Origin of the sequence: Aeromonas sp. sif0611 (genome assembly GCF_019218845.1) — a bacterium.
In the GTDB taxonomy this organism is placed as follows: domain Bacteria; phylum Pseudomonadota; class Gammaproteobacteria; order Enterobacterales; family Aeromonadaceae; genus Aeromonas; species Aeromonas media.
Genome location: NZ_JAHUWU010000001.1, coordinates 600,622 through 623,775, shown reverse-complemented (window position 1 = coordinate 623,775; position 23,154 = coordinate 600,622). Strand labels below are relative to the sequence as shown.

At 62.9% G+C, this 23,154-nt stretch carries 22 protein-coding genes and 1 tRNA gene; 16 read left to right on the top strand and 7 right to left on the bottom strand.

The window, feature by feature from the left end:
• Positions 1 to 41: 41 nt before the first annotated feature.
• The 5 genes from oppB to KW824_RS02695 all read left to right on the top strand — a co-directional run bounded on the left by oppB (position 42) and on the right by KW824_RS02695 (position 5,228).
• Complete coding sequence (oppB, locus tag KW824_RS02715) at positions 42 to 962, top strand: oligopeptide ABC transporter permease OppB (protein WP_041205427.1); 921 nt, start codon at positions 42 to 44, stop codon at positions 960 to 962.
• Between the two features lie 14 nt (positions 963 to 976).
• Positions 977 to 1,888, top strand: coding sequence for an oligopeptide ABC transporter permease OppC (oppC, locus tag KW824_RS02710; RefSeq protein ID WP_218408833.1), 912 nt, complete (start codon positions 977 to 979; stop codon positions 1,886 to 1,888).
• A 110-nt stretch (positions 1,889 to 1,998) separates the two neighbouring features.
• A complete protein-coding gene (locus KW824_RS02705) occupies positions 1,999 to 2,979 on the top strand; it encodes an ABC transporter ATP-binding protein (protein WP_041205429.1) in 981 nt (326 codons plus the stop codon).
• A complete protein-coding gene (gene oppF, locus KW824_RS02700) occupies positions 2,979 to 3,974 on the top strand; it encodes a murein tripeptide/oligopeptide ABC transporter ATP binding protein OppF (RefSeq protein WP_218408832.1) in 996 nt (331 codons plus the stop codon). The genes KW824_RS02705 and oppF overlap by 1 nt, the downstream gene beginning before the upstream one ends.
• 294 nt (positions 3,975 to 4,268) lie before the next feature.
• On the top strand, positions 4,269 to 5,228 hold the full coding sequence (locus tag KW824_RS02695) for a TerC family protein (RefSeq protein WP_218408831.1): 960 nt from the start codon (positions 4,269 to 4,271) through the stop codon (positions 5,226 to 5,228).
• A 53-nt stretch (positions 5,229 to 5,281) separates the two neighbouring features.
• Here KW824_RS02695 and alr read toward each other — a convergent pair whose 3' ends face one another.
• A complete protein-coding gene (gene alr, locus KW824_RS02690; RefSeq protein WP_005326819.1) occupies positions 5,282 to 6,508 on the bottom strand; it encodes an alanine racemase in 1,227 nt (408 codons plus the stop codon).
• Between the two features lie 176 nt (positions 6,509 to 6,684).
• Here alr and KW824_RS02685 point away from each other — a divergent pair, with 176 nt between their 5' ends.
• Positions 6,685 to 7,131: an isoprenylcysteine carboxylmethyltransferase family protein gene (locus KW824_RS02685; RefSeq protein WP_218408830.1), complete on the top strand. Its 447-nt coding sequence runs from the start codon at positions 6,685 to 6,687 to the stop codon at positions 7,129 to 7,131.
• Positions 7,132 to 7,187: 56 nt separating this feature from the next.
• Here the strand turns inward: KW824_RS02685 and KW824_RS02680 are convergent, their stop codons facing one another.
• From KW824_RS02680 to KW824_RS02665, 4 genes are all read right to left on the bottom strand, one after another.
• Complete coding sequence (locus tag KW824_RS02680; protein ID WP_005330120.1) at positions 7,188 to 8,447, bottom strand: dicarboxylate/amino acid:cation symporter; 1,260 nt, start codon at positions 8,445 to 8,447, stop codon at positions 7,188 to 7,190.
• Between the two features lie 202 nt (positions 8,448 to 8,649).
• A complete protein-coding gene (locus tag KW824_RS02675; protein WP_218408829.1) occupies positions 8,650 to 9,120 on the bottom strand; it encodes a hypothetical protein in 471 nt (156 codons plus the stop codon).
• Between the two features lie 131 nt (positions 9,121 to 9,251).
• Positions 9,252 to 9,328, bottom strand: a tRNA-Pro gene (locus tag KW824_RS02670).
• A 226-nt stretch (positions 9,329 to 9,554) separates the two neighbouring features.
• A complete protein-coding gene (locus tag KW824_RS02665) occupies positions 9,555 to 10,898 on the bottom strand; it encodes a dihydroorotase (protein ID WP_042649277.1) in 1,344 nt (447 codons plus the stop codon).
• Positions 10,899 to 10,977: 79 nt separating this feature from the next.
• On the opposite strand from KW824_RS02665, the gene KW824_RS02660 reads away from it, so the two are divergent.
• Positions 10,978 to 11,853 carry a 6-carboxytetrahydropterin synthase gene (locus KW824_RS02660; protein ID WP_218408828.1) on the top strand — a complete coding sequence of 292 codons (876 nt, stop codon included), beginning with the start codon at positions 10,978 to 10,980 and terminating at the stop codon, positions 11,851 to 11,853.
• Between the two features lie 76 nt (positions 11,854 to 11,929).
• Here the strand turns inward: KW824_RS02660 and KW824_RS02655 are convergent, their stop codons facing one another.
• Complete coding sequence (locus KW824_RS02655) at positions 11,930 to 13,942, bottom strand: methyl-accepting chemotaxis protein (RefSeq protein WP_218408827.1); 2,013 nt, start codon at positions 13,940 to 13,942, stop codon at positions 11,930 to 11,932.
• A 258-nt stretch (positions 13,943 to 14,200) separates the two neighbouring features.
• Here KW824_RS02655 and hinT point away from each other — a divergent pair, with 258 nt between their 5' ends.
• The 9 genes from hinT (at position 14,201) to secF (ending at position 22,332) form a co-directional block, all read left to right on the top strand.
• Positions 14,201 to 14,551 carry a purine nucleoside phosphoramidase gene (hinT, locus tag KW824_RS02650; protein ID WP_025326574.1) on the top strand — a complete coding sequence of 117 codons (351 nt, stop codon included), beginning with the start codon at positions 14,201 to 14,203 and terminating at the stop codon, positions 14,549 to 14,551.
• Positions 14,551 to 15,972 (top strand): COG3014 family protein, encoded by a 1,422-nt coding sequence (locus KW824_RS02645; protein ID WP_218408826.1) that lies wholly within the window; start codon positions 14,551 to 14,553, stop codon positions 15,970 to 15,972. The genes hinT and KW824_RS02645 overlap by 1 nt, the downstream gene beginning before the upstream one ends.
• Positions 15,973 to 16,039: 67 nt before the next feature.
• Complete coding sequence (locus tag KW824_RS02640) at positions 16,040 to 16,438, top strand: YcfL family protein (protein WP_218408825.1); 399 nt, start codon at positions 16,040 to 16,042, stop codon at positions 16,436 to 16,438.
• Positions 16,438 to 17,034: a penicillin-binding protein activator LpoB gene (gene lpoB / locus KW824_RS02635; protein WP_171269617.1), complete on the top strand. Its 597-nt coding sequence runs from the start codon at positions 16,438 to 16,440 to the stop codon at positions 17,032 to 17,034. The genes KW824_RS02640 and lpoB overlap by 1 nt, the downstream gene beginning before the upstream one ends.
• Complete coding sequence (locus KW824_RS02630) at positions 17,024 to 17,887, top strand: phosphotransferase (protein ID WP_218408824.1); 864 nt, start codon at positions 17,024 to 17,026, stop codon at positions 17,885 to 17,887. The genes lpoB and KW824_RS02630 overlap by 11 nt, the downstream gene beginning before the upstream one ends.
• A 53-nt stretch (positions 17,888 to 17,940) precedes the next feature.
• Entirely contained in the window at positions 17,941 to 18,801 is an 861-nt protein-coding gene (locus tag KW824_RS02625) for a DUF6279 family lipoprotein (RefSeq protein WP_041205443.1), read from the top strand.
• Positions 18,802 to 18,869: 68 nt separating this feature from the next.
• Positions 18,870 to 19,367, top strand: coding sequence for a hypothetical protein (locus KW824_RS02620; protein WP_218408823.1), 498 nt, complete (start codon positions 18,870 to 18,872; stop codon positions 19,365 to 19,367).
• A gap of 147 nt (positions 19,368 to 19,514) precedes the next feature.
• A complete protein-coding gene (secD, locus tag KW824_RS02615) occupies positions 19,515 to 21,317 on the top strand; it encodes a protein translocase subunit SecD (protein ID WP_218408822.1) in 1,803 nt (600 codons plus the stop codon).
• A 100-nt stretch (positions 21,318 to 21,417) separates the two neighbouring features.
• Positions 21,418 to 22,332 carry a protein translocase subunit SecF gene (gene secF, locus KW824_RS02610; protein ID WP_171269622.1) on the top strand — a complete coding sequence of 305 codons (915 nt, stop codon included), beginning with the start codon at positions 21,418 to 21,420 and terminating at the stop codon, positions 22,330 to 22,332.
• A 60-nt stretch (positions 22,333 to 22,392) separates the two neighbouring features.
• Here secF and KW824_RS02605 read toward each other — a convergent pair whose 3' ends face one another.
• Positions 22,393 to 22,995 carry a DUF924 family protein gene (locus KW824_RS02605; protein ID WP_218408821.1) on the bottom strand — a complete coding sequence of 201 codons (603 nt, stop codon included), beginning with the start codon at positions 22,993 to 22,995 and terminating at the stop codon, positions 22,393 to 22,395.
• Between the last annotated feature and the right edge of the window lie 159 nt (positions 22,996 to 23,154).

Sequence of the window (23,154 nt, the reverse complement as noted above, 5' to 3'; positions counted from 1 at the left end):
AACCGCGACCCTTTGGAAGCAGTACAGGACAGGAAATGTCTATGTTGAAATTCATCCTTAAACGTCTATTGGAAGCGATCCCGACTCTGCTGGTCTTGATCACCGTCTCCTTCTTCATGATGCGCTTCGCCCCGGGTAATCCCTTTACCAGCGAACGCGCCCTGCCGCCGGAAGTGTTGGCCAACATCGAGGCCAAATATGGCCTGGACAAGCCCATCGGCGTGCAATACCTCACCTATCTGGGCAACCTGGTCCAGGGCGATCTGGGGCCCTCCTTCAAGTACAAGGACTTCACCGTCAATGATCTGGTGAGTCAGGCGCTGCCGGTCTCCGCCAAGATTGGCTCGGTCGCCTTCCTGCTGGCGGTGACGCTGGGAGTTACGTTCGGCACCATTGCGGCCTTGAAACAGAACACTCTCATCGACTATCTGCTGATGTCGTCGGCCATGGCAGGGGTAGTGATTCCGGGCTTCGTGCTGGCACCCTTGCTGGTGCTCTTCTTCAGTATCTATCTGGGCTGGTTCCCGGCGGGAGGCTGGCAGGGAGGCGGGGTGCAGTTCATGGTGCTGCCGGTGTTCGGCATGATGATGTATTACATCTCCGCCATCTCCCGCATCATGCGTGGCAGCATGATAGAGACCATGAACTCCAACTTCATCCGTACCGCCCGCGCCAAGGGGTTGCCGCTGCGCCACATCATCCTGAGACACGCGCTGCGTCCGGCCATGCTGCCGGTGGTCTCCTATCTGGGCCCGGCCTTCGTCGGCATCATCACGGGTTCCGTGGTGATCGAGACCATCTTCGGTCTGCCTGGCATAGGTCAGCTGTTCGTCAACGGTGCCCTCAACCGTGATTACTCCATGGTGCTCGGCCTGACCATTCTGGTCGGCGCCCTCACCATCACCTTTAACGCCGTGGTCGATATTCTTTATGCCGTCATCGATCCCAAGATCCGTTACTAAGCCGGGAGTACATCATGGTTGTCACAACTGAAAAACGCGAAGCCATCGAGGCATTCGCCCAGAAAGTGGAAGTGGTGGAAGGACGCTCCCTGTGGAAGGATGCCCGTCGCCGTTTCCTGCGCAACAAGGCGGCGCTAACCAGCCTCATCATCCTGACCATCATCGGTCTGGCGGTGATCGTCGGGCCGCACCTCTCCCAATACACCTTCGATGATCCGGACTGGGGGGCCATGCAGGCCGCTCCTGACACGGAGACGGGGCACTGGTTCGGCACCGACAGCCTGGGGCGCGATCTGTTCGTGCGCACCCTGCTCGGTGGTCGCATCTCGCTCATGGTCGGCATCATGGGGGCCGTGGTGGCCGTCATCATCGGTACCCTGTATGGCGCCGCTTCCGGCTTCATCGGCGGTCGCGTCGACAGCCTGATGATGCGGGTACTGGAGATCCTCAACGCCTTCCCCTTCATGTTCTTCGTCATCATGCTGGTGACCTTCTTCGGTCGCAACCTGGCCCTCATCTTCCTCGCCATCGGCGCGGTGAGCTGGCTCGACATGGCGCGGATCGTGCGAGGCCAGACCCTGAGCCTCAAGAGCAAGGAGTTCATCGAGGCGGCCCACGTCTGCGGCGTCTCCAAGTGGAAGATCATCACCCGTCATATCGTGCCGAACGTGCTGGGCATAGTGGCCGTCTACGCCACCCTGCTGGTGCCGGGCATGATCATGTTCGAATCCTTCCTGAGCTTCCTGGGACTTGGGGTACAAGAACCCATGACCAGCTGGGGTGCCCTGCTGGATGAAGGCTCCAAGTCGATGGAAGTGGCCATCTGGCAACTCCTGTTCCCCGCCGGTTTCATGGTGGTGACCCTGTTCTGCTTCAACTTCCTCGGGGATGGTCTGCGTGATGCCCTCGATCCAAAGGATCGATAAGACGCCAAAGGACTGGTAGACGCCAACGGCGCCATAAGACCCATCCGCTGAACGCGCGGCGTCAGCCAGATGGGCAGGAAAGCATCACGAGAGATCGATTAGGAGTTTTTATGAAATTACTGGATGTGAAAGATCTGCGGGTCGAGTTCAAGACCCCGGACGGCAATGTGGTGGCGGTCAACGACCTCAACTTCTCCCTCTCTGCCGGCGAGACCCTGGGGATCGTCGGTGAGTCAGGCTCAGGCAAGTCCCAGACTGCCTTTGCCATCATGGGGTTGCTCGCCAAGAACGGCATCATCACCGGCTCGGCCAAGTTTCAGGGGGACGAGATCCTGAATCTGCCGGAGCACAAGCTCAACAGGATCCGCTCCGAGAAGATCGCCATGATCTTCCAGGACCCCATGACCTCGCTGAACCCCTATATGAAGGTGAAGGATCAGCTGATGGAAGTGCTGATGCTGCACAAAGGGGTGAGCAAGGCGGCTGCGTTCGAGGAGTCGGTGCGCATGCTGGACGCGGTGAAGATCCCCGAGTCGCGCAAGCGGATGAACATGTACCCCCACGAGTTCTCCGGTGGCATGCGCCAGCGGGTGATGATCGCCATGGCACTGCTGTGCCGGCCGCAACTGCTCATCGCCGACGAGCCGACCACTGCGCTCGACGTGACGGTGCAGGCCCAGATCATGACCCTGATGAACGAGCTCAAGCGGGAGTTCAACACCGCCATCGTCATGATCACCCACGATCTTGGCGTGGTGGCGGGCATCTGTGACAAGGTGCTGGTGATGTACGCCGGTCGCACCATGGAGTACGGCCGGGTGAACGATATCTTCTATCGCCCGAGCCACCCCTATACCGAAGGCTTGCTGCGCGCCATTCCCCGTCTCGATACCGAAGGGGAGGTGCTGCCCACCATCCCGGGCAATCCGCCCAACCTGCTGCGTCTGCCCACCGGCTGCCCCTTCCAGGAGCGTTGCCACCGGGCGCACGAGATTTGCGGCCAGCAATCACCAGTCCTGACCCCCTTCGGCGACGGACGGACACGGGCCTGCCACTGGGTTTCGGATGCCATGATCAAAGGGGTGAACTGATGGGTACTGACAAGAAACTGCTGCTGGAAGTGTCTGACCTCAAGGTTCACTTCAGCATCAAGAGTGACAAGGCCTGGCCCTGGGCCAAGCCCTCCGCCCTGAAGGCGGTGGATGGTGTCACCCTGCGCCTCTACGAAGGGGAGACCCTGGGTGTGGTGGGGGAGTCCGGTTGCGGCAAGTCCACCTTCGCTCGCGCGTTGATCGGCCTGGTGCCTGCCACCGACGGCAAGGTGGTGTGGCTGGGCCAGGATCTGACCAAGCTCGAGCAGGGGGCGCTGCGGGAGAAGCGCAAGGAGATCCAGATGATCTTCCAGGACCCGCTGGCCTCTCTGAATCCACGCATGACAATCGGTGACATCATTGCCGAGCCGCTCATCACCTTCTACCCCACTCTCTCCAGGGAGCAGGTGAAGGAGAAGGTGCGGGCCATGATGACCAAGGTGGGGTTGTTGCCCAACCTGGTGAACCGCTACCCCCATGAGTTCTCCGGCGGCCAGTGCCAGCGCATCGGCATCGCCCGGGCGCTGATCCTGGAACCCAAGATGATCATCTGTGACGAGCCGGTCTCGGCGCTGGATGTCTCCATCCAGGCCCAGGTGGTGAACCTGCTCAAGTCCCTGCAAAAGGAGATGGGGCTCTCTCTCATCTTCATTGCCCACGACTTGTCCGTGGTCAAACACATCTCGGACCGGGTGCTGGTGATGTATCTGGGCAACGCGATGGAGCTTGGCACCCGTCAGGAGATCTTCGCCAATCCTCTGCATCCCTACACCAAGGCGCTGATGTCGGCGGTGCCCATTCCGGATCCGGATCTGGAGCGCAGCAAGGTCATCCAGATCCTGGAAGGAGATCTGCCCTCGCCGATGAACCCGCCGTCCGGCTGCGTGTTTCGTACCCGCTGCCCGGTGGCGGGCCCCGAGTGCGCCAAGACCCGCCCCATGCTGGAAGGGAACTTCGATCATGCGGTTTCCTGCCTCAAGGTGGACCCACTCTGAACCAGAGAGCCGTATTCGGGGCGCCCAGGTGGCGCCCCGATTTTTTGCAGGGGCAGATAAGATGCCCCTTGGCGCCACCTTTGGAGGCTGTTACTATCCGCCGCACAAGGGGAGTAACTTCTCGCCGGTTTGTCGTCATTACGGTGCACCCATATCCTGCAGTGCACCCGGCAGCCGGGCAGTTGATGAAGATCAGCTGTAAGTGAGACCTTGCCGAGAGGCAAGGTGTATCTGCTCCAAACGCAAACCCACGCCTCTCGGTCGTGGGTTTTGTCGTTTTGGGAGAAGTGAAAAATGGGTGAATGGTGGATGTGGACCGGTTTCTTCAGCATAGTGCTGGTCCTGTTGTGGATTGACATCCGCTTTGTCGGCGGCGGCAAGGCGCACAAGGTGTCTCTGAATGAGGCGGGGATCTGGTCCCTCATCTGGGTCAGCGTGGCCCTGCTGTTCAACCTGGCCATCTGGCTCTGGCTGGATCACAGTGCAGGCCGTGAGATCGCCAACCAGAAAGGGCTGGAGTTCCTCACCGGCTACCTCATCGAGAAAGCGCTGGCGGTGGACAACGTCTTCGTCTGGCTGATGCTGTTTGGCTACTTCGCCATTCCGGCCGAGCTGCAGCGCCGGGTGCTGCTCTACGGGGTACTGGGTGCCATCGTCATGCGCGCCGGCATGGTGTTCGCGGGCAGCTGGCTCATCGAGCAGTTCCACTGGATCCTCTACCTGTTTGGCGCCTTCCTGCTGCTGACCGGGGTCAAGATGCTGTGGGCCGCAGACAAGGAGCCTGACTTGGCCAACAACCCGCTGCTGGGCTGGATGCGTCGTCGCTTCAAGGTGACGGAGACGCTCGAGGGGGAGAAGTTCTTCGTCTGGCGTGACGGTGTGCGCTATGCCACCCCGCTGCTGCTCATCCTGGTGCTGGTGGAGGTGAGCGATCTCATCTTCGCGGTGGACAGCATCCCGGCCATCTTCGCGGTGACCACGGATCCCTTCATCGTACTGACCTCCAACATCTTCGCCATCATGGGCCTGCGCGCCATGTACTTCCTGTTGGCCGGCGTCGCCGAGCGCTTCACGCTGCTGAAATACGGGTTGGCGCTGATCCTGATGTTCATCGGAGTCAAGATGCTGCTGCTGGATATCTTCAAGATCCCGACCGGCATCGCGCTCGGCGTGGTTGCGTTGATCCTGCTGGCCTCCATGGGGCTCAGCCTCTGGGTGACCCGCAAGAAGGTGACTGACCAGAAGAGGGTGTAAGCACCCGCAAAAAAGGGCTCCTTAGGGAGCCCTTTCTCATGTCAGCGATTTGCTTAGCGCTTGATCTTCTTGGGGTTGGTGTAGCCCCAGACGGTGTACATGTCCGCCAGCAGAGCGCCGTTGTACTCTTCCAGGTCAGACTGCTTCACCTCGGCATCCCCCTGGCGGCCGAACAGCACCACCTCGTCACCGGGTTTGATCCCCTTGATGTCGGTCACGTCCACCATGGTGGTGTTCATGGAGGTCTTGCCCACCACAGGGGCCTTCTGGCCATGGATCAGCACATAGGCCTTGTTGCTCATGGCGCGGCGGTAGCCGTCGGAGTAACCCATCGGCAGGTTGGCGAGCAGGGAGTCGCGCTTGAGGGTGAAGGTGCGGTCATAACCGACGGTGTTGCCCGCCGGGTAGTGGTTGACGGAGGCGACCTGGGTCTTGAACGCCATCACCTTCTTGTACTCGGTGTAGGAGGGGATGGTGTCACCGTAGATGATGCCGCCCGGGCGTACCATGTCAAAGTAGGCTTCCGGCACTTCCAGAGTGGCGAAGGAGTTGGCGGCGTGGATGGTGAGCTTGCTGCGATCCAGCTTGCCGGCGTCGATCAGCCACTGGTAGTCAAGCTTGAACTGGGCCAGCCCCAGCTTGACGTCCTCTTTCTCCTCCACCGGGAAGTGGGTCATGATGCCGACCGGGGTGATCCCCTTGAGTTTCAGCATGGCCAGGGCATCGGCCTTGGCGTCATTCTGGCGCAGGTCTATGCCGTTACGGCTCATGCCGGCGGAGTTGAGGCCGATGTGCACCGACACGTTGGTGTTATGGCGCTGTGCGATGTCGGCGATCCCTTTGGCGCTCTCCAGGCTGCCTACCAGCTCTTCCAGCTTGTAGGGCAGCGCCTGCTCTACCTCGACCGGGGTGGCGGCACGGACCCGCATCAGGCGGCCCTCGAAGCCCTTCTCGCGGGCCACGCGGGCCTCTTCATTGCTGGCGATGCCGATGCAGGGAATGCCCGCCTTGACCACGGAGGGCACCAGCAGATCGATGCCGTGGCCGTAGGCGTCCGCCTTCATGATGGCGCAGATCTGCGGGCCCTTGTCGCCGAGACGATCCTTGAGGGTCTGGATGTTGTGCTCGAAGGCGGTCAAATCCACTTCCAGCCAGGCGTTGGCGGCGGTCTGCTCCTGGCCGTTGCGGGTGTCACTGGCCAGCGGCAGATAGGGGGCGGCGACGGCCTGTCCGGCGAGCAACCCGAAGACCAGGGTCGCGAGCAGGGTTTTCTTGTGCATGGGATGGTTCCTTTTTATTGTTTCTGTTGAGGATGGGCTCGCGTCAGACGCAAGCTGTGGCATGGCTGGGTCAGCATGTTGCTATGCTAATGATATGTTTAAATTTTTACCCAGATACCGACGCTGCGAGTGTATCTCAATGGCGTCATTTGTGGCACTTTTTGCAGGAAGAAAATATGCGTTTCGAGCTGCGTATCCCACCCTTGTTATTGTTTGTCGTGCTCGCCCTCGCCATGTGGCTGGGGCGGGGGGAGGAGAGGGGGACCGGGCTCCTGCTGGTGTTGGCCACGGTGTTGCTGCTGGTGGGGGCCGTGCTGGGGGGCGGGGCGCTGCTGCATTTTCGCCGGGAGCGTACCAGCGTCCATCCAATCCGCCTGCAGCAGAGCCGGGTGCTGGTGACTCAGGGGGTCTATCGCATCAGCCGCAACCCCATGTATCTGGGGCTGCTGTGCTGGTTGATGGGGTTGGCCTGCTATCTCGGGGGCCCCTGGGTCTGGTTCGGCCCGCTGCTGTTGCTGGGTTGGCTCACCCGCTTCCAGATCCTGCCGGAGGAGCGTGCCCTGCGCGCCCGTTTCGGTATCCCCTATGTGCAATACTGCCGCCGTGTGAGGCGCTGGTGCTGACAGCCAAACGACAAGAGGCCCGCAGTTGCGGGCCTCTTGTCGAGTAACGGGGAACCTTAAACCTTGGCGAGGTCAGTCTCGCCCAGGGGCGCGGTCTCTCCCAGGCTGTCTTCCGTCTTGGCCACCACGCTGGCGGCGATGGCGTTGCCCAGCACGTTGGTGGCGGAGCGACCCATGTCGAGGAAGTGATCGATGCCGAGCAGCAAGAGGATGCCGGCCTCCGGGATCTGGAACTGGTTCAGGGTGGCGGCGATGACCACCAGGGAGGCGCGCGGCACCCCGGCCATCCCCTTGGAGGTGACCATCAGCAGTAGCAGCATGGTGATCTGCTGGGCCATGGAGAGCTCGATGCCATAGGCCTGAGCGATGAACATGACCGCGAAGGTGCAGTACATCATGGAGCCATCCAGGTTGAAGGAGTAGCCCATGGGCAGCACGAAGCTGGCGATGCGCTTGTCACAGCCGAACTTCTCCAGTCTGTCCAGGGTCTTGGGATAGGCGGCCTCGGAGCTGGCGGTGGAGAAGGCGAGCAGTATGGGCTCGCGGATCATGGCCAGCAGGGTCAGGATGCGACGGCGGATGAAGAGGCTGCCCATGGCGATGAGCAGCAGCCAGAGGCAGGCCAGGGCCAGGTAGAACTGGGCCATGAAGGTACCATAGGTGGCGAGGATGCCGAGCCCCTCCTTGGCGACCATGGCGGCGATGGCACCAAACACCGCGAACGGCGCGAAGTTCATCACGTAGCCGGTCACCTTCAGCATGATCTCGGCGGCGCTGGCCATCAGCATCACCACCGGTTTGGCGGCATCCCCCAGGGCGGCGGCGGCCAGCCCGAAGAACAGGGAGAACACCACGATCTGCAGGATCTCGTTGGTGGCCATGGCCTCGATCACGCTCTTCGGGATGGCGTGGGTCACGAAGTCCTTGAGGGAGATGGCGGTGGCGGCCACGCCGGAGCTGGCGCCGTCATCGGGCAGGGAGAGGGAGAGGCCGACCCCGGGCTGCATCAGGTGCACCATCACCAGCCCCAGGGTCAGGGACATCAGGGAGGCCAGCATGAACCAGCCCAGGGTTTTGGCGCCGATGCGGCCCACGGTGCGGGTGTCGCCCATCTTGGCGATGCCGACCACCAGGGTAGTGAACACCAGGGGGGCGATGATCATCTTGATGAGGCGCAGGAAGATGTCGGTCAGCAGGGTGATGTCGCTGGCAAAGGTGGCGGCCTGGGTCGGGGCAAACAGGCGATAGCCTTGCCCGGTAACAATGCCAAGCAACATCGCAATGAGGATGGCAACGGTCAATTTGTTCATTTTCATGGGGGGACAGTCTCGATATGTGCAGTGCCTGTGCAGGTGGGAAGGGTGCCACCTCAGTCCGCTTTTGTGATCCGGGCCATGGAATCCTGACAGCCGGTATGCTGGCAGCATGCCTAATCACGGAGGGGAAATCCAGCGACTTATATCAGAACTTTATGTTGCAATTAGTTGTATGTGATATGGATCTTGTGAATTAATTATATTAATCGCTGTTTATTTTCATATTTACCAGATAAATGGCTTCCAGACTCTGGTCGTCCAATGGGGCTTTTCCCAGAGAGAAGATCAGCAGTGCCGAGGTGCGGTGCTCTACCTGCATCTCGTCCATGAAGGTGTCGGGTTCGTACTCATCAAAGCCGAACTGGGGGCGGGTCGGGGTGATCCTGACCGCATCCCGCGACAGGGTCAGCGTCTGCACCTGCACCCAGGCGTACCCCTGCGCCAGCGCTATCTCCCCCGCCCGCTTGAGCACATACTTGCGGGCCGTCTCCCTGTCCACCAGATCGTTGCCCACAAACTCCAACTGCCAGCGTGTCTCCCCGAGCCGGGACTGGGAGAAACCGGTCTGGCCGTTCCAGAAGGACTTTTCGCTGTCATAGGCGGTGGCGCAGCCGCCGAGCAGCAGCGAGCCGCACAGGGTGAGGGCGAACAAGAGGGGGGAGTTTGGTGACATGGTGCTGGCCCTTGGCTGAGAGGAAGTCACTACAGCACAACGCCGCCCACGAGACAATCGCCGGCCTGGGTACCGCCGGGGAGACAAAAAGAAAAGGCCTTGTCGTTTGACAAGGCCTTTCTCGGGGAATTTGGTCGGTGTGAGAGGATTCGAACCTCCGACCCTCTACACCCCATGCAGATGCGCTACCTGGCTGCGCTACACACCGACGGAGTCAGCTCGGCTGACGGGGAGGGAGTTTATGGAGATGCCCCGACCCTGTCAACAGGGGAAATCCCGGTTCGAGATCGTTTGCCTGCTTTGCGAGCAACTTCGGATCAAAGTGCGACCAGTGGTGCATTTTGTCGGCACCTCAGCGCCGTCTTGCATGAAAAACGGCCGCCCTGGTGGGCGGCCGTTTGGCGTGAGTGATAGGCGTCGCTCTCAAGCAGGGATCAGCGGTTGAAGGTCAGCCGCTTGCCCAGCACCTGGTCGGTGACCTGACCGTTCTGCCAGGCGATCTGGCCGTTGACCAGGGTCATCTCTATGGTGCTCTGGAAGCGGTAGCCGTTGAAGGGGGACCAGCCGCACAGGTAGAGCAGGTTGCTGTCGTTGACCACATAGGGCTTGCCGAGATCCAGCAGCACCAGATCGGCGAAGTAGCCCTCGCGGATGTAGCCGCGATCCTGCACCTGGAAGCGTTCGGCCACCGCGTGGGAGGTCTTCTTGACGATGGTCTCGAGGCTGAACACGCCGTTGTGGTAGAGCTCCAGCAGCGCCTGCAGGGAGTGCTGCACCAGGGGGACGCCGGACGGCGCCTTGAAGTAGCTGTTCTGCTTCTCTTCCCAGGTGTGGGGGGCGTGGTCGGTGGCGATGATATCGAGCACGTCGTTGCGCACCGCATCCAGCAGGGCGTGCTGGTCGGCGGCGCTCTTCACCGCCGGGTTGCACTTGATCTGGCTGCCCAAGGTGTCGTAGTCCGCCTCGTTGAAGAACAGATGATGGACGCACACCTCGGCGGTGATGTTCTTGTCCTTGAGATCCTTCAGATCCGGGGTGGCAGTGAAGAGCGACAGCTCCTTGGCCGTGGTCAGGTGCAGCACGTGCAGCTTGGCGCCGTACTGCTTGGCCAGGGAGACCGCCATGCTGGAGGATTTGTAGCAGGCGTCGGCGCTGCGGATGCGGCCGTGCTCGCGCATCGGCACATCTTCGCCCCACTTGGCGCGGGCCTCGTCTTCCAGCACCTTGATGGAGGGGGTGTCCTCGCAGTGGGTGACGATCATCACCGGGCTCTCGCGGAAGATGGCCGCCAGTGTCTCCTGGTTGTCCACCAGCATGTTGCCGGTGGAGGCCCCCATGAAGATCTTGATGCCGCAGGACTGCTTGGGATCGAGCTTCTTGATCTCTTCCAGGTTGTCGTTGGTGGCACCCAGGTAGAAGCTGTAGTTGGCGGCGGCGGAGTTGGCGGCTATCTGGTATTTGGCTTCGAGGGCATCGATGGTGGTGGTCTGGGGATTGACGTTGGGCATTTCCATGAAACTGGTGGTGCCACCGGCGACGGCGGCCCGGGATTCACTGGCGATGGTCCCCTTGTGGGTCAGGCCAGGCTCCCGGAAGTGCACCTGATCATCGATCATCCCGGGGATGAGGTGACGGCCTGCGGCATCGATCACCACGGCATCGGGGGCGCTGATGTCCGGGGCGATGCGGGCGATCCGCTCACCTTCGATCAAGACGTCGGAGGCATAGATGCGGCCTTCGTTGACCAGGGTGGCATTCTTGATAAGCAATTTGTTCATGGGGGGTTCCAGTTCCTTTGCCGATAATCCGGGGTCATAATATCGCAAACTGCACTTTCTCTGTAGCAAGGCCTGAGTAATGAAGTTATTTGTTAGAGATTTGACTGTGATCGATTCGAGCTATTTGTGCGAGCGTCGCGGCATGGTGGGTGAGAGCTGGCTGGTGGACATCGAGATGAGCGGTGAGCTCAACGAGATGAGCATGCTGCTGGATTTCGGACGGGTGAAGAAGCTCATCAAGTCGATCATCGATGAAGAGGTGGATCACAAGCTGCTGGTGCCGGCCGAATGCCCCCTGGTCCATGTCCACGCTCTGGACAACGACGAAAGCACGGTGGATCTGCTGCGCCCGGGTCGCTCCATCCACCTGCGCTGCCCGACCCAGGGCTTTGCCTTCATTCCTGCCCCCCAGGTGGACAAGGAGTCGGTGACCCGCTATCTGCTGGCGGTGCTGGCCAAGCGTCTGCCTGACAACATCAAGGATCTCTCCCTGACCCTGCGCCAGGAGAAGATCGAGGGCGCCTTCTACCACTACAGCCATGGCCTGAAGAAGCACGACGGCAACTGCCAGCGCATCGCCCACGGCCACCGCTCTCCGGTCGAGATCGAGGTGGACGGGGTGCGCGACGAGGAGCTCGAGCTGAACTGGGCCGAGCGCTGGGCCGACATCTACCTCGGCACCCTGGAGGACAAGGTTGCCCTCTCCGAGCTGGACTTGAGCGAGCTGGCCAAGGCTCATCTGGGGGAACACCACCTGGGCTTCAAGTACGTGGCGCCCCAGGGGCTTTTCCAGCTCGCCATGCCTGCCGCCGAGGTGGAGATGATCGACACCGACACCACCATAGAGCTGCTGGCCCACCATATCGCCCGCGAGGTGAAGAAGCAGGTGGGGGAGAAATTCGTCAAGATTGTCGCCTATGAAGGGGTCGGCAAGGGTGCCATCGCCTACGCCTGATCTCCCTGCAAGCCGCCATAAAAACGAGGCCCCGCATCTGCGGGGCCTCGTCGTTTCACAGCAATGGCTCTGGGCGTCAGGCGCTGAGCCGGAAGCGCTGCACCAGACCCTCCTGTTGCTCGGCCAGGCTGTCGAGTTGCTGACTGGTCTCGGCGACCCGCTCTATGCCCTGGTAGTTGAGATCCGAGATATCGGAGATGCGGTTGAGGTTGGTGGCGATGTCGGCGCTGGTGGCCTGCTGCTGCTCGGCGGCGGAGGCTATCTGGCTCGACATGTCGCTGATGAGTACCACTATGCCCTGCACCTCTTCCATGGCGTTGTTGGCCTGGGAGCTCTGATCCATGCAGCTGTCCATCTCGCGGGAGCACTCCTGCATCACGTTGACCGCCCGGGCGACCCCCTGCTGTAGGTTCTCGATCATGGTCTGGATTTCGCTGGTGGACTGGGCGGTTCGACCGGCCAGGTTGCGCACCTCGTCGGCCACCACCGCAAAACCGCGCCCCTGCTCGCCGGCACGGGCCGCCTCGATGGCGGCGTTCAGCGCCAGCAGGTTGGTCTGCTCGGCGATGCCGCGGATGACATCGAGGATGTTGCCAATCTGGCCGCTCATGGCACTCACGTCACCGATCACCTTGCCGGTCTGCTGCAGCTTGCCCGCCAACTGGTGGGTGGTGGTGATGTTGCCTGCCATCACCTTGCGGCCCATCTGTGAGGCCTTCTCCACGTCCTGTACCCGCTCCAGGGTCTGGTTGGCGGCCTGGGCCACTTCCCGCACCGAGGCCTCCATCTGGGTCATGGCGGCGGCGACCGAGGCGGTCTCCTGGCGCTGTTTCTCCAGATCCGCCCGCACCGCTTCGGTGGTGTGGCGGTTGTCGTGGGCGGCGCTGTTGAGCTGGGTCGAGGCCTGGGAGAGTTGTCTGAGCACGTCTCCCATCTGCTGGATCAGCAGGTTGATCTGGCTGCCGAGCTGGCCGAATTCGTTCTGGCTCTTGAAGCCGACCCGCTGGGTCATGTCACCCTGGGTCACCTCGGTCAGTACCCGCAGCAGTTCCTTGAGGGGGCGGCGGATGGCCTTGCCGAGGGTGAAGGCCACCAGGATGGCGACGAAGATGGCGATGACTATGCTGATCCCCTGGGTCAGGGTGCTCTGGGTCTGCACCCGATCGGAGGCCCTGATGCTGGCGTTCATCAGCTGCTGGCTCTGGGTTGTGATCCCCTCCAGCTTGTTCTGGATGCTGACGATGAGCTGGCTCGCTTGCTTGCTCTGCTCGCGCATGGTCTGCTGCTGCTTCATCAGCGCCAGGTACTGGGCGAGCACCCCCTCATTGGCGGTGGTGTCGCGCACGAAGCCATGGACGTAGTGGCCCATGTTGTTGTCGAAATCCTTGAGCTCCCCCTGGAGATCCTTGATGGTGCTGTTGAAGCCCTCGATCTGCATCTTGTTGCGCTTGAGTGCCGCTTCGATGGGGGCGGGGATGCTCTGGTTGAGGGCATCCATGGTGGAGAGCTCGATGGCGGAGAGCTTGGTGGTCAGGGTCTCGGAGAGCATCTTGATGAAGCTGTCGTCGACGGTGACCATCATGTCGCCGAGGTTCTTCTTGAACTGGGGCAGGCTGACCTGGAACTGGCCCTTGGCCTGGTTGACCTTGTGCAGCCGGGTGAGCAGGGCCTCGTGCTCGGTGGGCAGGGTCTGGGTCAGCTGCAGGTAGTCAGCCACCAGCTTGCCGAGGGCTGTCATCTCCCCCTGCAATTCGGGGTGCGCCGCCACCTGCTGCCTGAGGGTCGTCAGCATCTTGTCGACCTGGCCCTTGGCCTGCTGCAGCTCGGCCACTTCCGCCGGCAGTTGCTTGGGATCCTGCTCGGTCAGCACGTCGGTGAGCCACTTGTTGGCGCTGAGCAGGCTGATCTGGGTCTGGCTGCTGGCGATCACCAGCGGCATGGACTCTTGTGTTACCTGATCCAGGGCATCGCTGAGTTCGCTCTGGCCGCGAAAGGTCAGTACCGCGCTGGCGACCATGACGGCGACCAGGATGGCAAAGCCCAGATAGACTCTCTGTAAGATCGAGAGGTCTGACATTGTTTGTTTCATTATTGTCCCGCTGTCTATGCAAAAGTCCCTTGCCTGAGTACCCCGTCCCTTTGGTACCCTGCATGCCCTCACGGGGAATGCCGCTGGGGTACTCGGGACGTCATCCTCACTATCGGTATTCTTCACAATAACTGAAGTGATTGGGACAACGGCTGTGTCAAATGTCGGCTTGTGTCACACTTGGCGGGCTGTGGCGACATTTTTGGGAGTCGCTTGAGTTTTGCATTGAATTTTCTTTTTCATATAAAGGAGTTACCCATGGCGCAAGAAACCATTTTCAGCAAAATCATCCGCAAGGAGATCCCCGCCGACATCCTTTATCAAGACGATCTGGTGACCGCGTTCCGGGACATCCAGCCCAAGGCCAAGACCCACATTCTGATCGTGCCCAACGTGCTGATCCCCACGGTCAACGACGTGGAAGCGGATCACGAGCTGGCGCTCGGCCGCATGTTCACCGTGGCCCGCAAGCTGGCGGCGGATGCCGGGATCGCCGAGGACGGTTATCGCCTCATCATGAACTGCAACCGCCACGGCGGGCAGGAGGTCTACCACATCCACCTGCACCTGGTGGGTGGCCAGCCGCTGGGACCCCTGCTCAGCCTGTGATGCGTCCCGCCTCATTGACCGGCCTGCTGTTGGCCGGTCTGCTGCTGGGGGGCTGTGCCTCCCGCTGGCAAGACCTCTTCGTCTCCTATTCCGATCAGATGGTGCCCCTGCGCAACCAGCTGCTGCTGGGTCATGCCGCCGAGGCCCTGCCCGAGGTGCGCGAATCGACCCCGGGGGACGACACCTATGTGCTGGATCAGCTGGAGAGAGGCCGCATCGCCTGGCTGGCGGGTCAGGACGGGGTCAGCAAGCAGGGCTTTGCCGCCGCCGACAGCCGGCTCGCCTGGGAAGACAATCAGGCCCAGTACCGCCTGAGCCGGGGTCTGGCCCAGGCGGGCAGCCTGCTCACCAACGATCAGACCATGGCCTACCGGGCGCCGGACTACGAGCGCACCATGCTGCACCACTATCTGGCGCTGAACTACCTGCAACGGGGGGATGCCGAAGGGGCCCTGGTGGAGGTGCGCCGCGCCAACCAGGTGCAGGAGCGGGCGCTCAAGGCGCGGGCCGACGAGGTGCGCAAGGCCAAGGAAGAGAGCGAAGAGGCCGAGGCAGATGGGAATATGCGCCAGCTGATGTCGCGTGGGGCACCCGAACTCGATCGCCTGATAGGTCAGGTGAAGAACGGTTTCCAGAATGCCTATACCTTCTATTTCTCCGGCGTGCTCTACGAGGCGGCCGGGGATCTCAACGACGCCTGGGTCGACTATCAGCGCGGCTACCAGATAGCGCCGGACAACCAGAGCCTGCAGGATGCCTTGCTGCGCCTGGCGCGGCTTCGCGGCTCCGCGGACGAGCTCAGGGAGACAGAGAAAAAGGTGGGCCGCAAGGCGCCGCCGCTGGTCAAGGATCAGGGCCAGCTGGTGGTGCTGTTTGAAGATGGCCTGATCCCGGCGCGGCGGGAGATCTTCCTGCCGCTGCCGATCTCCACCTCCAGCGGCGATTTTCGTACCTTTACCGTGGCGGTACCCTATTACGACAACAGGGCCAGCGACACTGGCCCGCTGACGGTGTCGGCGGGCAAACAGGCCGGGCGGACCAGCTCGCTGGTGCGACTCGAGGCGCTGGCGGCCAAGGATCTGCAGGAGCGGCTGCCTGGCATGCTGACCCGGCAGGCGCTGCGGCTGGTGGCCAAGGAGCAGGTGAGACGCACCGCCGCCAAGGAGGGGGGGGATGTGGGCAACATCCTGGTGGGCATCTTCAATACCCTCTCGGAGCGGGCCGATACCCGCAGCTGGCTGACCCTGCCCGCCGAGGCATCGAGCTGGCAGGGAATGCTGCCGGCCGGAGAGGTGCAACTCCAGCTGGGGGCGGGCAGCGCCATGCGTACACTGCCGCTTACCGTGCACGGCGGGCGCACCACGCTAGTGTGGGTGCAGCGCCTTGGCAACCGCCTGACTACCCGGGTGATGCCCCTATGAGTGCCCGTTCGGGCGAGATCACACACTGACCGGTTCGGCCCCTCTGGCCGCCGGCAAGGAGCACAAGATGAAAGCACATGGCTTGGCCCTCGGGCTGGTACTGCTGCTGGCGGGCTGCGCCACCAATACCTCCGGCGTGGCGCTCTATGGCGCGGCCGGGGCGGCGGCGGTGCAGGAGCAGCATCAAGATGTCAACGTCACCCTGACCGAGCTCAGCCGCCGCGAGCAAAATGGCCTGCTGCGGGTCAACGTGGCCGCCGCCAGCACCCAGCGCGGCGATAACAGGCTGCAATACCTGTTCTATTGGTATGATGACGCCGGGCAGGAGGTGGCCAGCGATGGCCGCGGCTGGACCCCCATCAAGCTGCACGGCTACCAGACCCGCACCCTGTCCGCCCTGGCGCCGAGCCCGGCAGCCCGGGGCTACCGGATTTACGTACGCGAAGTGATTGAGGAATCGAACTGATGAGAATGAACCATGCCCTGCTGATACTGACCGGCACCCTGCTGCTCGGCGGCTGCTCCAGCACCACCGTCAGCTATGGCGACGCGACCGAGACCGAGACGGTGACCGTGGATTACGGCTCCTCCGACTTGCAGGCCATCGCCGACAAGATGGCGGACTCCATGCTGGCCTCACCGGCGACCTCCGAGATCACCGCCGGCGGTCGTCCCGTGATGTTCATGGACTCCATCCGCAACAAGACCTCGGAGCACATCGACACCGAGGCCATCACAGACACCTTGCGTACCAAGCTGCTGCGCTCCGGCAAGTTCCGCTTCGTCGACATGAGCAAGGTGAGCGCGGTCAAGCAGCAACTCGAGCACCAGCAGGGCAGCGGCATGGTGGATCCCGCCACCATGGTGCGCCTTGGCAAGCAGACCGGCGCCCGCTACATGGTCTATGGCAACCTCGCCAGCATCGTCAAGGACAACGGCAAGGTGAAGGACGTCTACTACCAGATGACCATGAACCTGATGGATCTGGAGAATGGCGAACTGCTGTGGGCCGATCAGAAGGAGATCCGCAAGCAGGCGAAGACCTCCACCTTTGGCTGGTGAGGCGACCCGGCAGCAGGGGGACCTGGCGGAGCTGACCCTGCTGGCCAGCCTGCCGGCCCCCTGGAACCGGGGGCGCCTTGAGCCACTGGCGAGCGGCCTGACCAACGGCAACTACCGGCTGCACCTGCCCTCGGGGCAACGCGCCTTCCTGCGGCGCGGGCACCCGGATCCGGTGCGTCTCGGTATCGACAGGGCCACCGAGTGGCAGCTCTATCAGGGGGCCGTGGGGGAGGGGCTGGCCTTGCCCTGTCATCACAGTGAACCCGCCACCGGCCTGATGCTGCTGGCGTGGTGCGACGAGCCGAACTGGGCCGCCGCGCCGCCGCCCCTGGCGGCGCAACCCCCCTTGCTGGCCGCAGTGCTGAGGCGCTTACACCGGCTGCCACTGCCCGCCGTGGTGATGGCGGTGCGGGCCCATGCCGCCGGCTATCGCGGCCGCCTGGCCCGGATCCCGGACTGGCTGCCGGCGCTGGAGCGGGCACTGCTCGCGAGCCGCGAGCCGGACGACTGCTGGCTCCCTTGCCATCACGATCTCAATCCGGCTAACTTGTTGGGCCATAGACCCTGGGTCATCGACTGGGAGTATGGCGCCGCCGGTCACCCGGGCTTCGAGCTGGCCAGCATCCAGCGCACCCATGGCTGGAGTGATGAGCTGCGGTGTCAGTTGGAGAGCTGCTATCTTGAAGGCAGGGAGGGCGCTCATAAGCTGCTCAATACCAAAGGATTCCAGGCCGAAGCCTTTCTGCCCTGGGTCGATTACATCGGACTGCTGTGGGCATTGCTGATGGCGGAGCAGCAACCCGGGCCCGACTATCAGGCCCTCATCGACATGAACCGCCAGCGCCTGGAGTGACATCGGGCAGAGGCCATGGCGCGACGCTTATTTTCTACGAATTGGAGGCATGCATGGTGACCAGATTCTCATGGCGTCAACCCCGCAGCTGGAGCCTGCTGCTGCTCTGCCTGCTGCTGACCGGCTGCGCGACCCGGGTGATCTACTACTGGCTCGATTCGGCCATCGTCTGGCAACTGGACGACTACTTCTCGCTGGACCGCAGTCAGAAGACCCTGCTGGACAGGGAGGTGAAGGGGCTGATGGCCTGGCATCGCCAACACGAGCTGCCCATCTATGCCCGGGATCTCGATGCTCTGGCCAAGGCGGTGGCCAGCCCCATGACCCCGGCCCAGGTCACCCTGCATCTGGACCGCACCCAGGCCAGCCTGACCCGCACCCTGGAGAACGCCATTCCCCGCACCGTGCGCCTCGCCAGCACCCTGACCGATGCCCAGGTGGCGCGCTTCATGACCGATAGAGTGAAACGCCAGCAGGAGCGCCAGCATGACTTCGCCACCGAGTCCAAGACGCAGATGCTCAAGGAGTTTCGGGAGAAGATGAACGAGCGGCTGGTGTTCTGGATTGGCAAGGTGAAACCGGCCCAGGAGCCGCTCATTGCCCAATGGGCTGAGTGGCAATACGAGATGATGCCCCCCTGGCTGGAGTTCCAGGAGGCCTGGACCAAGGAGCTGGCGCGGCTGATGAAGCAGCGCCAGGATCCGGACTTCGGCAAGGAGCTGACCCGCCTGCTGCAACAGGGGGATGGACTCATGGATGGCCGCTTCACCGGCTACACCGACCAGTCCCGCCAGCGCACCATCCAGTGGCTCAGCGACCTCAGCCAGTCGATGGATCTCTCCCAGCGCGCCCACCTCTACACCCTGCTCAAGGACTATGCCGAGGACTTCGAGGCCATGATCCGCAGCCGCTGATTGACAGGATCCGCGCCGCAAGGGCGGCAGGCGTCATGGCCTGCCGCCCTTGTCCTTGTAGGGGGGCTATGGTAGTTTGCCCTTTCTATTATTCGGGAATTAACTTTTTGAGCCTGCTGGACAAAGTGAAACTGGCGGCGATGACTCTGCTCATCGCGCTCACTCTGCTGCTCTCTACCGTCTCGGTGGAGGGGCTCAAGGCACCCGCTTCCCAGCACGCCGCCCAGCTGATGGAGGAGGCCGCGGACTCCACCGACGGCGCCCGGATCCAGCACGGCGCCAGCGACAGCGATGACGGTGTCGTCAAGTTCATCGGTTCCCACCAGAATCACCTGCTGCGCCTCGAGCACTCCCTGAGCCGGGATCATCAGCCTGGCCGCGTGGTCTACGAGCTCGTCATGAGCTGGGCCCAGCAGGGGATCCTGCTGCTGCTGTGCGGCCTGCTGCTCTACGCCGCCCTCTGCTACCCGAGGACGAGCTTTCGCGATCACTTCGCCAGCATCCACCGGCACCGCCTGCAGCGCCGGCACCTGCAATACCGCTTCTCCCAGAGCTTCCTCGCCTGACCCCGATGGGGTCAGTCTGCCTGCTGTTGCCTCATCTTCTCTCTGTTGCTGTTCACTTTTAGTGAACGGCTAGGCTGTCTTGTTTCATTTTTTTGCACGGTGCGACCCGGCGTCGTCCCTTGCGCTCGCCTGACAGAGGCCGATTTCATGAGAAAAAAGAGTCATGCCATACTGAACCGCATGAGCCTGTGGCAGTACGCCCTGCTGCTGCTGATGCTGCTCACCTTCACCTTCTACTCCCTGCCCACCTTCTTCGGTGAGCAACCCTCCCTCGGCCTCCATGGCCAGAGCCGCCTGAGCGGGGCGCAGCAGCGCCTGCTGCAGGAGCACCAGATAGCGCCCCAGCTGCAGATCGAGCAGAAGGAGCGGGTAGAGCTGGTGTTCGCCACCCAGGCCGAGCAGCAGCGGGCCAAGCAGTTGCTGGAGCAGCAGGGGGTGGACAGCACCGCCCTCACCCTGGAGTTTCACTCCAATGCTCCGACCTGGATAAGCCAGCTCGGCGCCGATCCCATCAAGCTCGGGCTGGACTTGCGCGGCGGCTCCCAGCTGCTGATCGGGGTGGACGTGGATTTTGTCATCGACAACCAGACCAAAAACCTGGTGGATACCCTGCGCACCCGCTTCCGCGAGGCCAACCTGCGCGGCGCCAGCGTGATGCTCACCGCCCAGGGATCCGTGGCCGTCACCCTGCCGGACGTCACCGGGCAGGAGGGCTGGCTCAATATCATCAAGGAGAGCGCCGGCACCCGTCAGGATCAGTGGACCCTCTCCCGCTCCGGCAATGAGCTCAAGCTGGTGCTGAGCGACGCAGAGCGCACCCTGCTGGTGAACAACGCCGTGACCCAGAACCTGTCGATCCTCAAGAAACGGATCAACGAGCTCGGCATCGTCGAGGCCTCGGTCCAGCGTCAGGGCCAGGACGGCATCCGCATCGAGCTGCCCGGGGTGCACAACCCGAAGCAGGCGAAAGAGGTGATCGGCGCCACCGCATCTCTGGCCTTCTACGAGGCCAAGGCCGACAGCCGCTTCTTCATGGCGGATCGCAACGGCCAGGCGGTCGGTCTGGCCCGCAAGCCGGTGCTGAGCGGCGAGCACATCGTCGATGCCCGCGCCAACATGGGGGAGATGGGCCAGCCCCAGGTCAACATAGTGCTCGACACCCTGGGTGGCAGCAAGATGAACCAGTTCAGCCGCCAGCACGTGGGCAAGCCCATGGCCACCGTCTTCACCGAGTACAAGACCAACGCCGAGGGCCGGCTTCGGGCCAAAAGTGAGGTGATCAACGTCGCCACCATACAGACCGCCCTTGGCAACCAGTTCCGCATCACCGGGATTGGCAGCCTGCCGGAGGCTCAGGAGCTGGCCATGCTGCTGCGGGCCGGCGCCCTCACCGCGCCGCTCAAGATCCTGGAGGAGCGTTCGATCGGCCCGACCCTGGGCTTGCAGAACATAGAGGCGGGCTTCACTGCCCTGGCGTTCGGCATGGCGGGCATGATGCTGTTCATGATGGCCTGGTATCGCAAGTTCGGCTGGGTCGCCATCACGGCGCTCATCGCCAACCTGCTGATGCAGGTGGGGATGCTGGCGGTGCTGCCGGGGGCCGTGCTGACCCTGCCCGGGATCGCCGGCCTGGTGCTGACGGTGGGCATGGCGGTGGACACCCATGTGCTGATTTTCGAGCGGATCAAGGACAGGCTGCGGGAAGGGGGCTCCTTGGCCAACGCCATCGATTTCGGTTATCGCTCGGCGTTTCGCACCATCTTCGATGCCAACATCACGACGCTCATCTGCGCCGTGGTGCTCTACGCCATCGGCTCCGGGCCGCTGCAGGGCTTCTCCATCACCCTGATCCTGGGGCTCATCTCCAGCATGGTGACCGGCATCTGGGGCACCCGCGCCATCATCAACCCCCTGTGGGGCAACAGCCGCGCCAAGCTGCTGAGGGTATGACCATGACTGACCACCTGTGTCATAACACCGCGCGTCCGAGCCAGCTCCGCGCCACTCGCTTCCCTGTGGGAAGCCTGCACCAACTGTCGAGGGAAGAACAATGCTGAGAATGATCATTGCCATGGGCCTGACCCGCTGGCGTTACATCGGGATGTGGGCCTCGGTGCTGCTGACGGTGGCGAGCATCGCCGTGCTCGCCATCAACGGGCTCTCCCTCGGGCTCGACTTCACCGGCGGCATCCTGCTGGAGTTTCGCATCCAGACCCTGAAGGAGGCCCACGAGCTCAATGCCCTGCTGAGCGCCCCCCTGGCGGGGGCCGTGGAGCTGCACGGCGCCGGCGTGCCCGGCGAGTGGCTCATCAAGCTGCCTCCCCACGAGCTGCCCTGGGCGGCGGAGGATCTTGCGACCATGCTGGGGCAGCAACTCGCCCTGCCGGTGGAGCTGCTGCGCACCACCATAGTCGGCCCCCAGGTGGGCGCCGAGCTGTTCCAGCAGGGGATGCTGGCGGTGCTGGTGGCCTCCTTGGCCATCTCCGCCTACCTGGCGGTGCGCTTCGAGTGGCGCCAGGCCATCGGCATCCTGGTGTCTGTGCTGCACGACGGTCTGGTGGCGCTGGGGTTGCTGGCGCTGTTCAACATCGAGTTCGACCTCAACGTCATCGCTGGCCTGATGGCGGTGATCGGTTACTCGCTGAACGACAGCATCGTCATCTCGGACCGGCTGCGGGACCTGCTCGGTTCGCGCACCCAGATGGGGATCCACGACTGTTCCGATGTGGCCATCAAGGCTACCTTCAGCCGCACCATGATCACCTCGGGCACCACCTTGTTCACCGTGGGGGCCCTGCTGCTGTTCGGTGGCGACGCCCTGTTCGGCTTCTCCTTCACCCTGTTCGCCGGCATCCTGGTGGGCACCATATCCTCCATCACTGTCGCCTCGACGGTGCAGGAGCTGCTGGGGCTCTCGCCCCAGGCCTACCAGAAAAAAGAAGAGGAGCTGGTGGAGGCGGCATGACCCCGTCACCCTGCATGCAGAACGGGCCCGAGGGCCCGTTTTTGTATCTCTGCGGCTGGGCTAGAAGCCGGAACCGGGTTGGCGCAAAAACTCGGCCTCCTCCGGGGTGCTGGTGCGCCCCAGGATGGCGTTGCGGTGGGGGAAGCGGCCAAAGCGCTGGACGATCAGCTGATGGCGGCGGGCGAAGTCGGCGAAGCCCTCGAAGGTTTCGCGCGCCGGGCCGCCCGCCTGCTCGGCCGCCAGCGCCTCGAACAGGGCCACGCTTCTGGCCTGCTGTTCCCGGGACTCCGCATGCTCCAGCGGCAGGTAGAAGAAGACCCGAGCCAGCGGGGAGAGGGCCTTGTCAGCGCCAAGGGACAACCCCCTGAGGCAGAGATCCCGGGCCTTGGCATCCTGGGCAAAGGCCGCCGGGGTGCCACGATGAAGGTTGCGCGGCAGCTGGTCCAGCAGCAGGATCAGCGCCAGCCTGCCGACCGGCACCTCGGCCCAGTGGGCGAGTTCGCCCTCTGCGGCGCCCTCTGCCAGCTCGCCGAAGCGGTGCGTCAGCAGCGCGTCCGTCTCGCTGCTCTTGCCCCACCAGAGGGGGGCTTGCCGGGCGGCGCGGGGAGCGTCGGCTGAGTCATCGCCAAACCAGAAATCGAGCAGAGGTTGCCAGGGTTGCATGGGTACTCCTTGGGCCTGGGGCCTTCAGGTGAAACAAGGCCGGTTGACCCTGTCATGGGGGCTGCCGGGACGGCGGCTTCTCGCTACACTGTGCCATCTTTTGCCCGAAATGCGGAACCCCAGATGAGCAAGGTCGTCGCCAGGCCAGCCGCCCCAGGG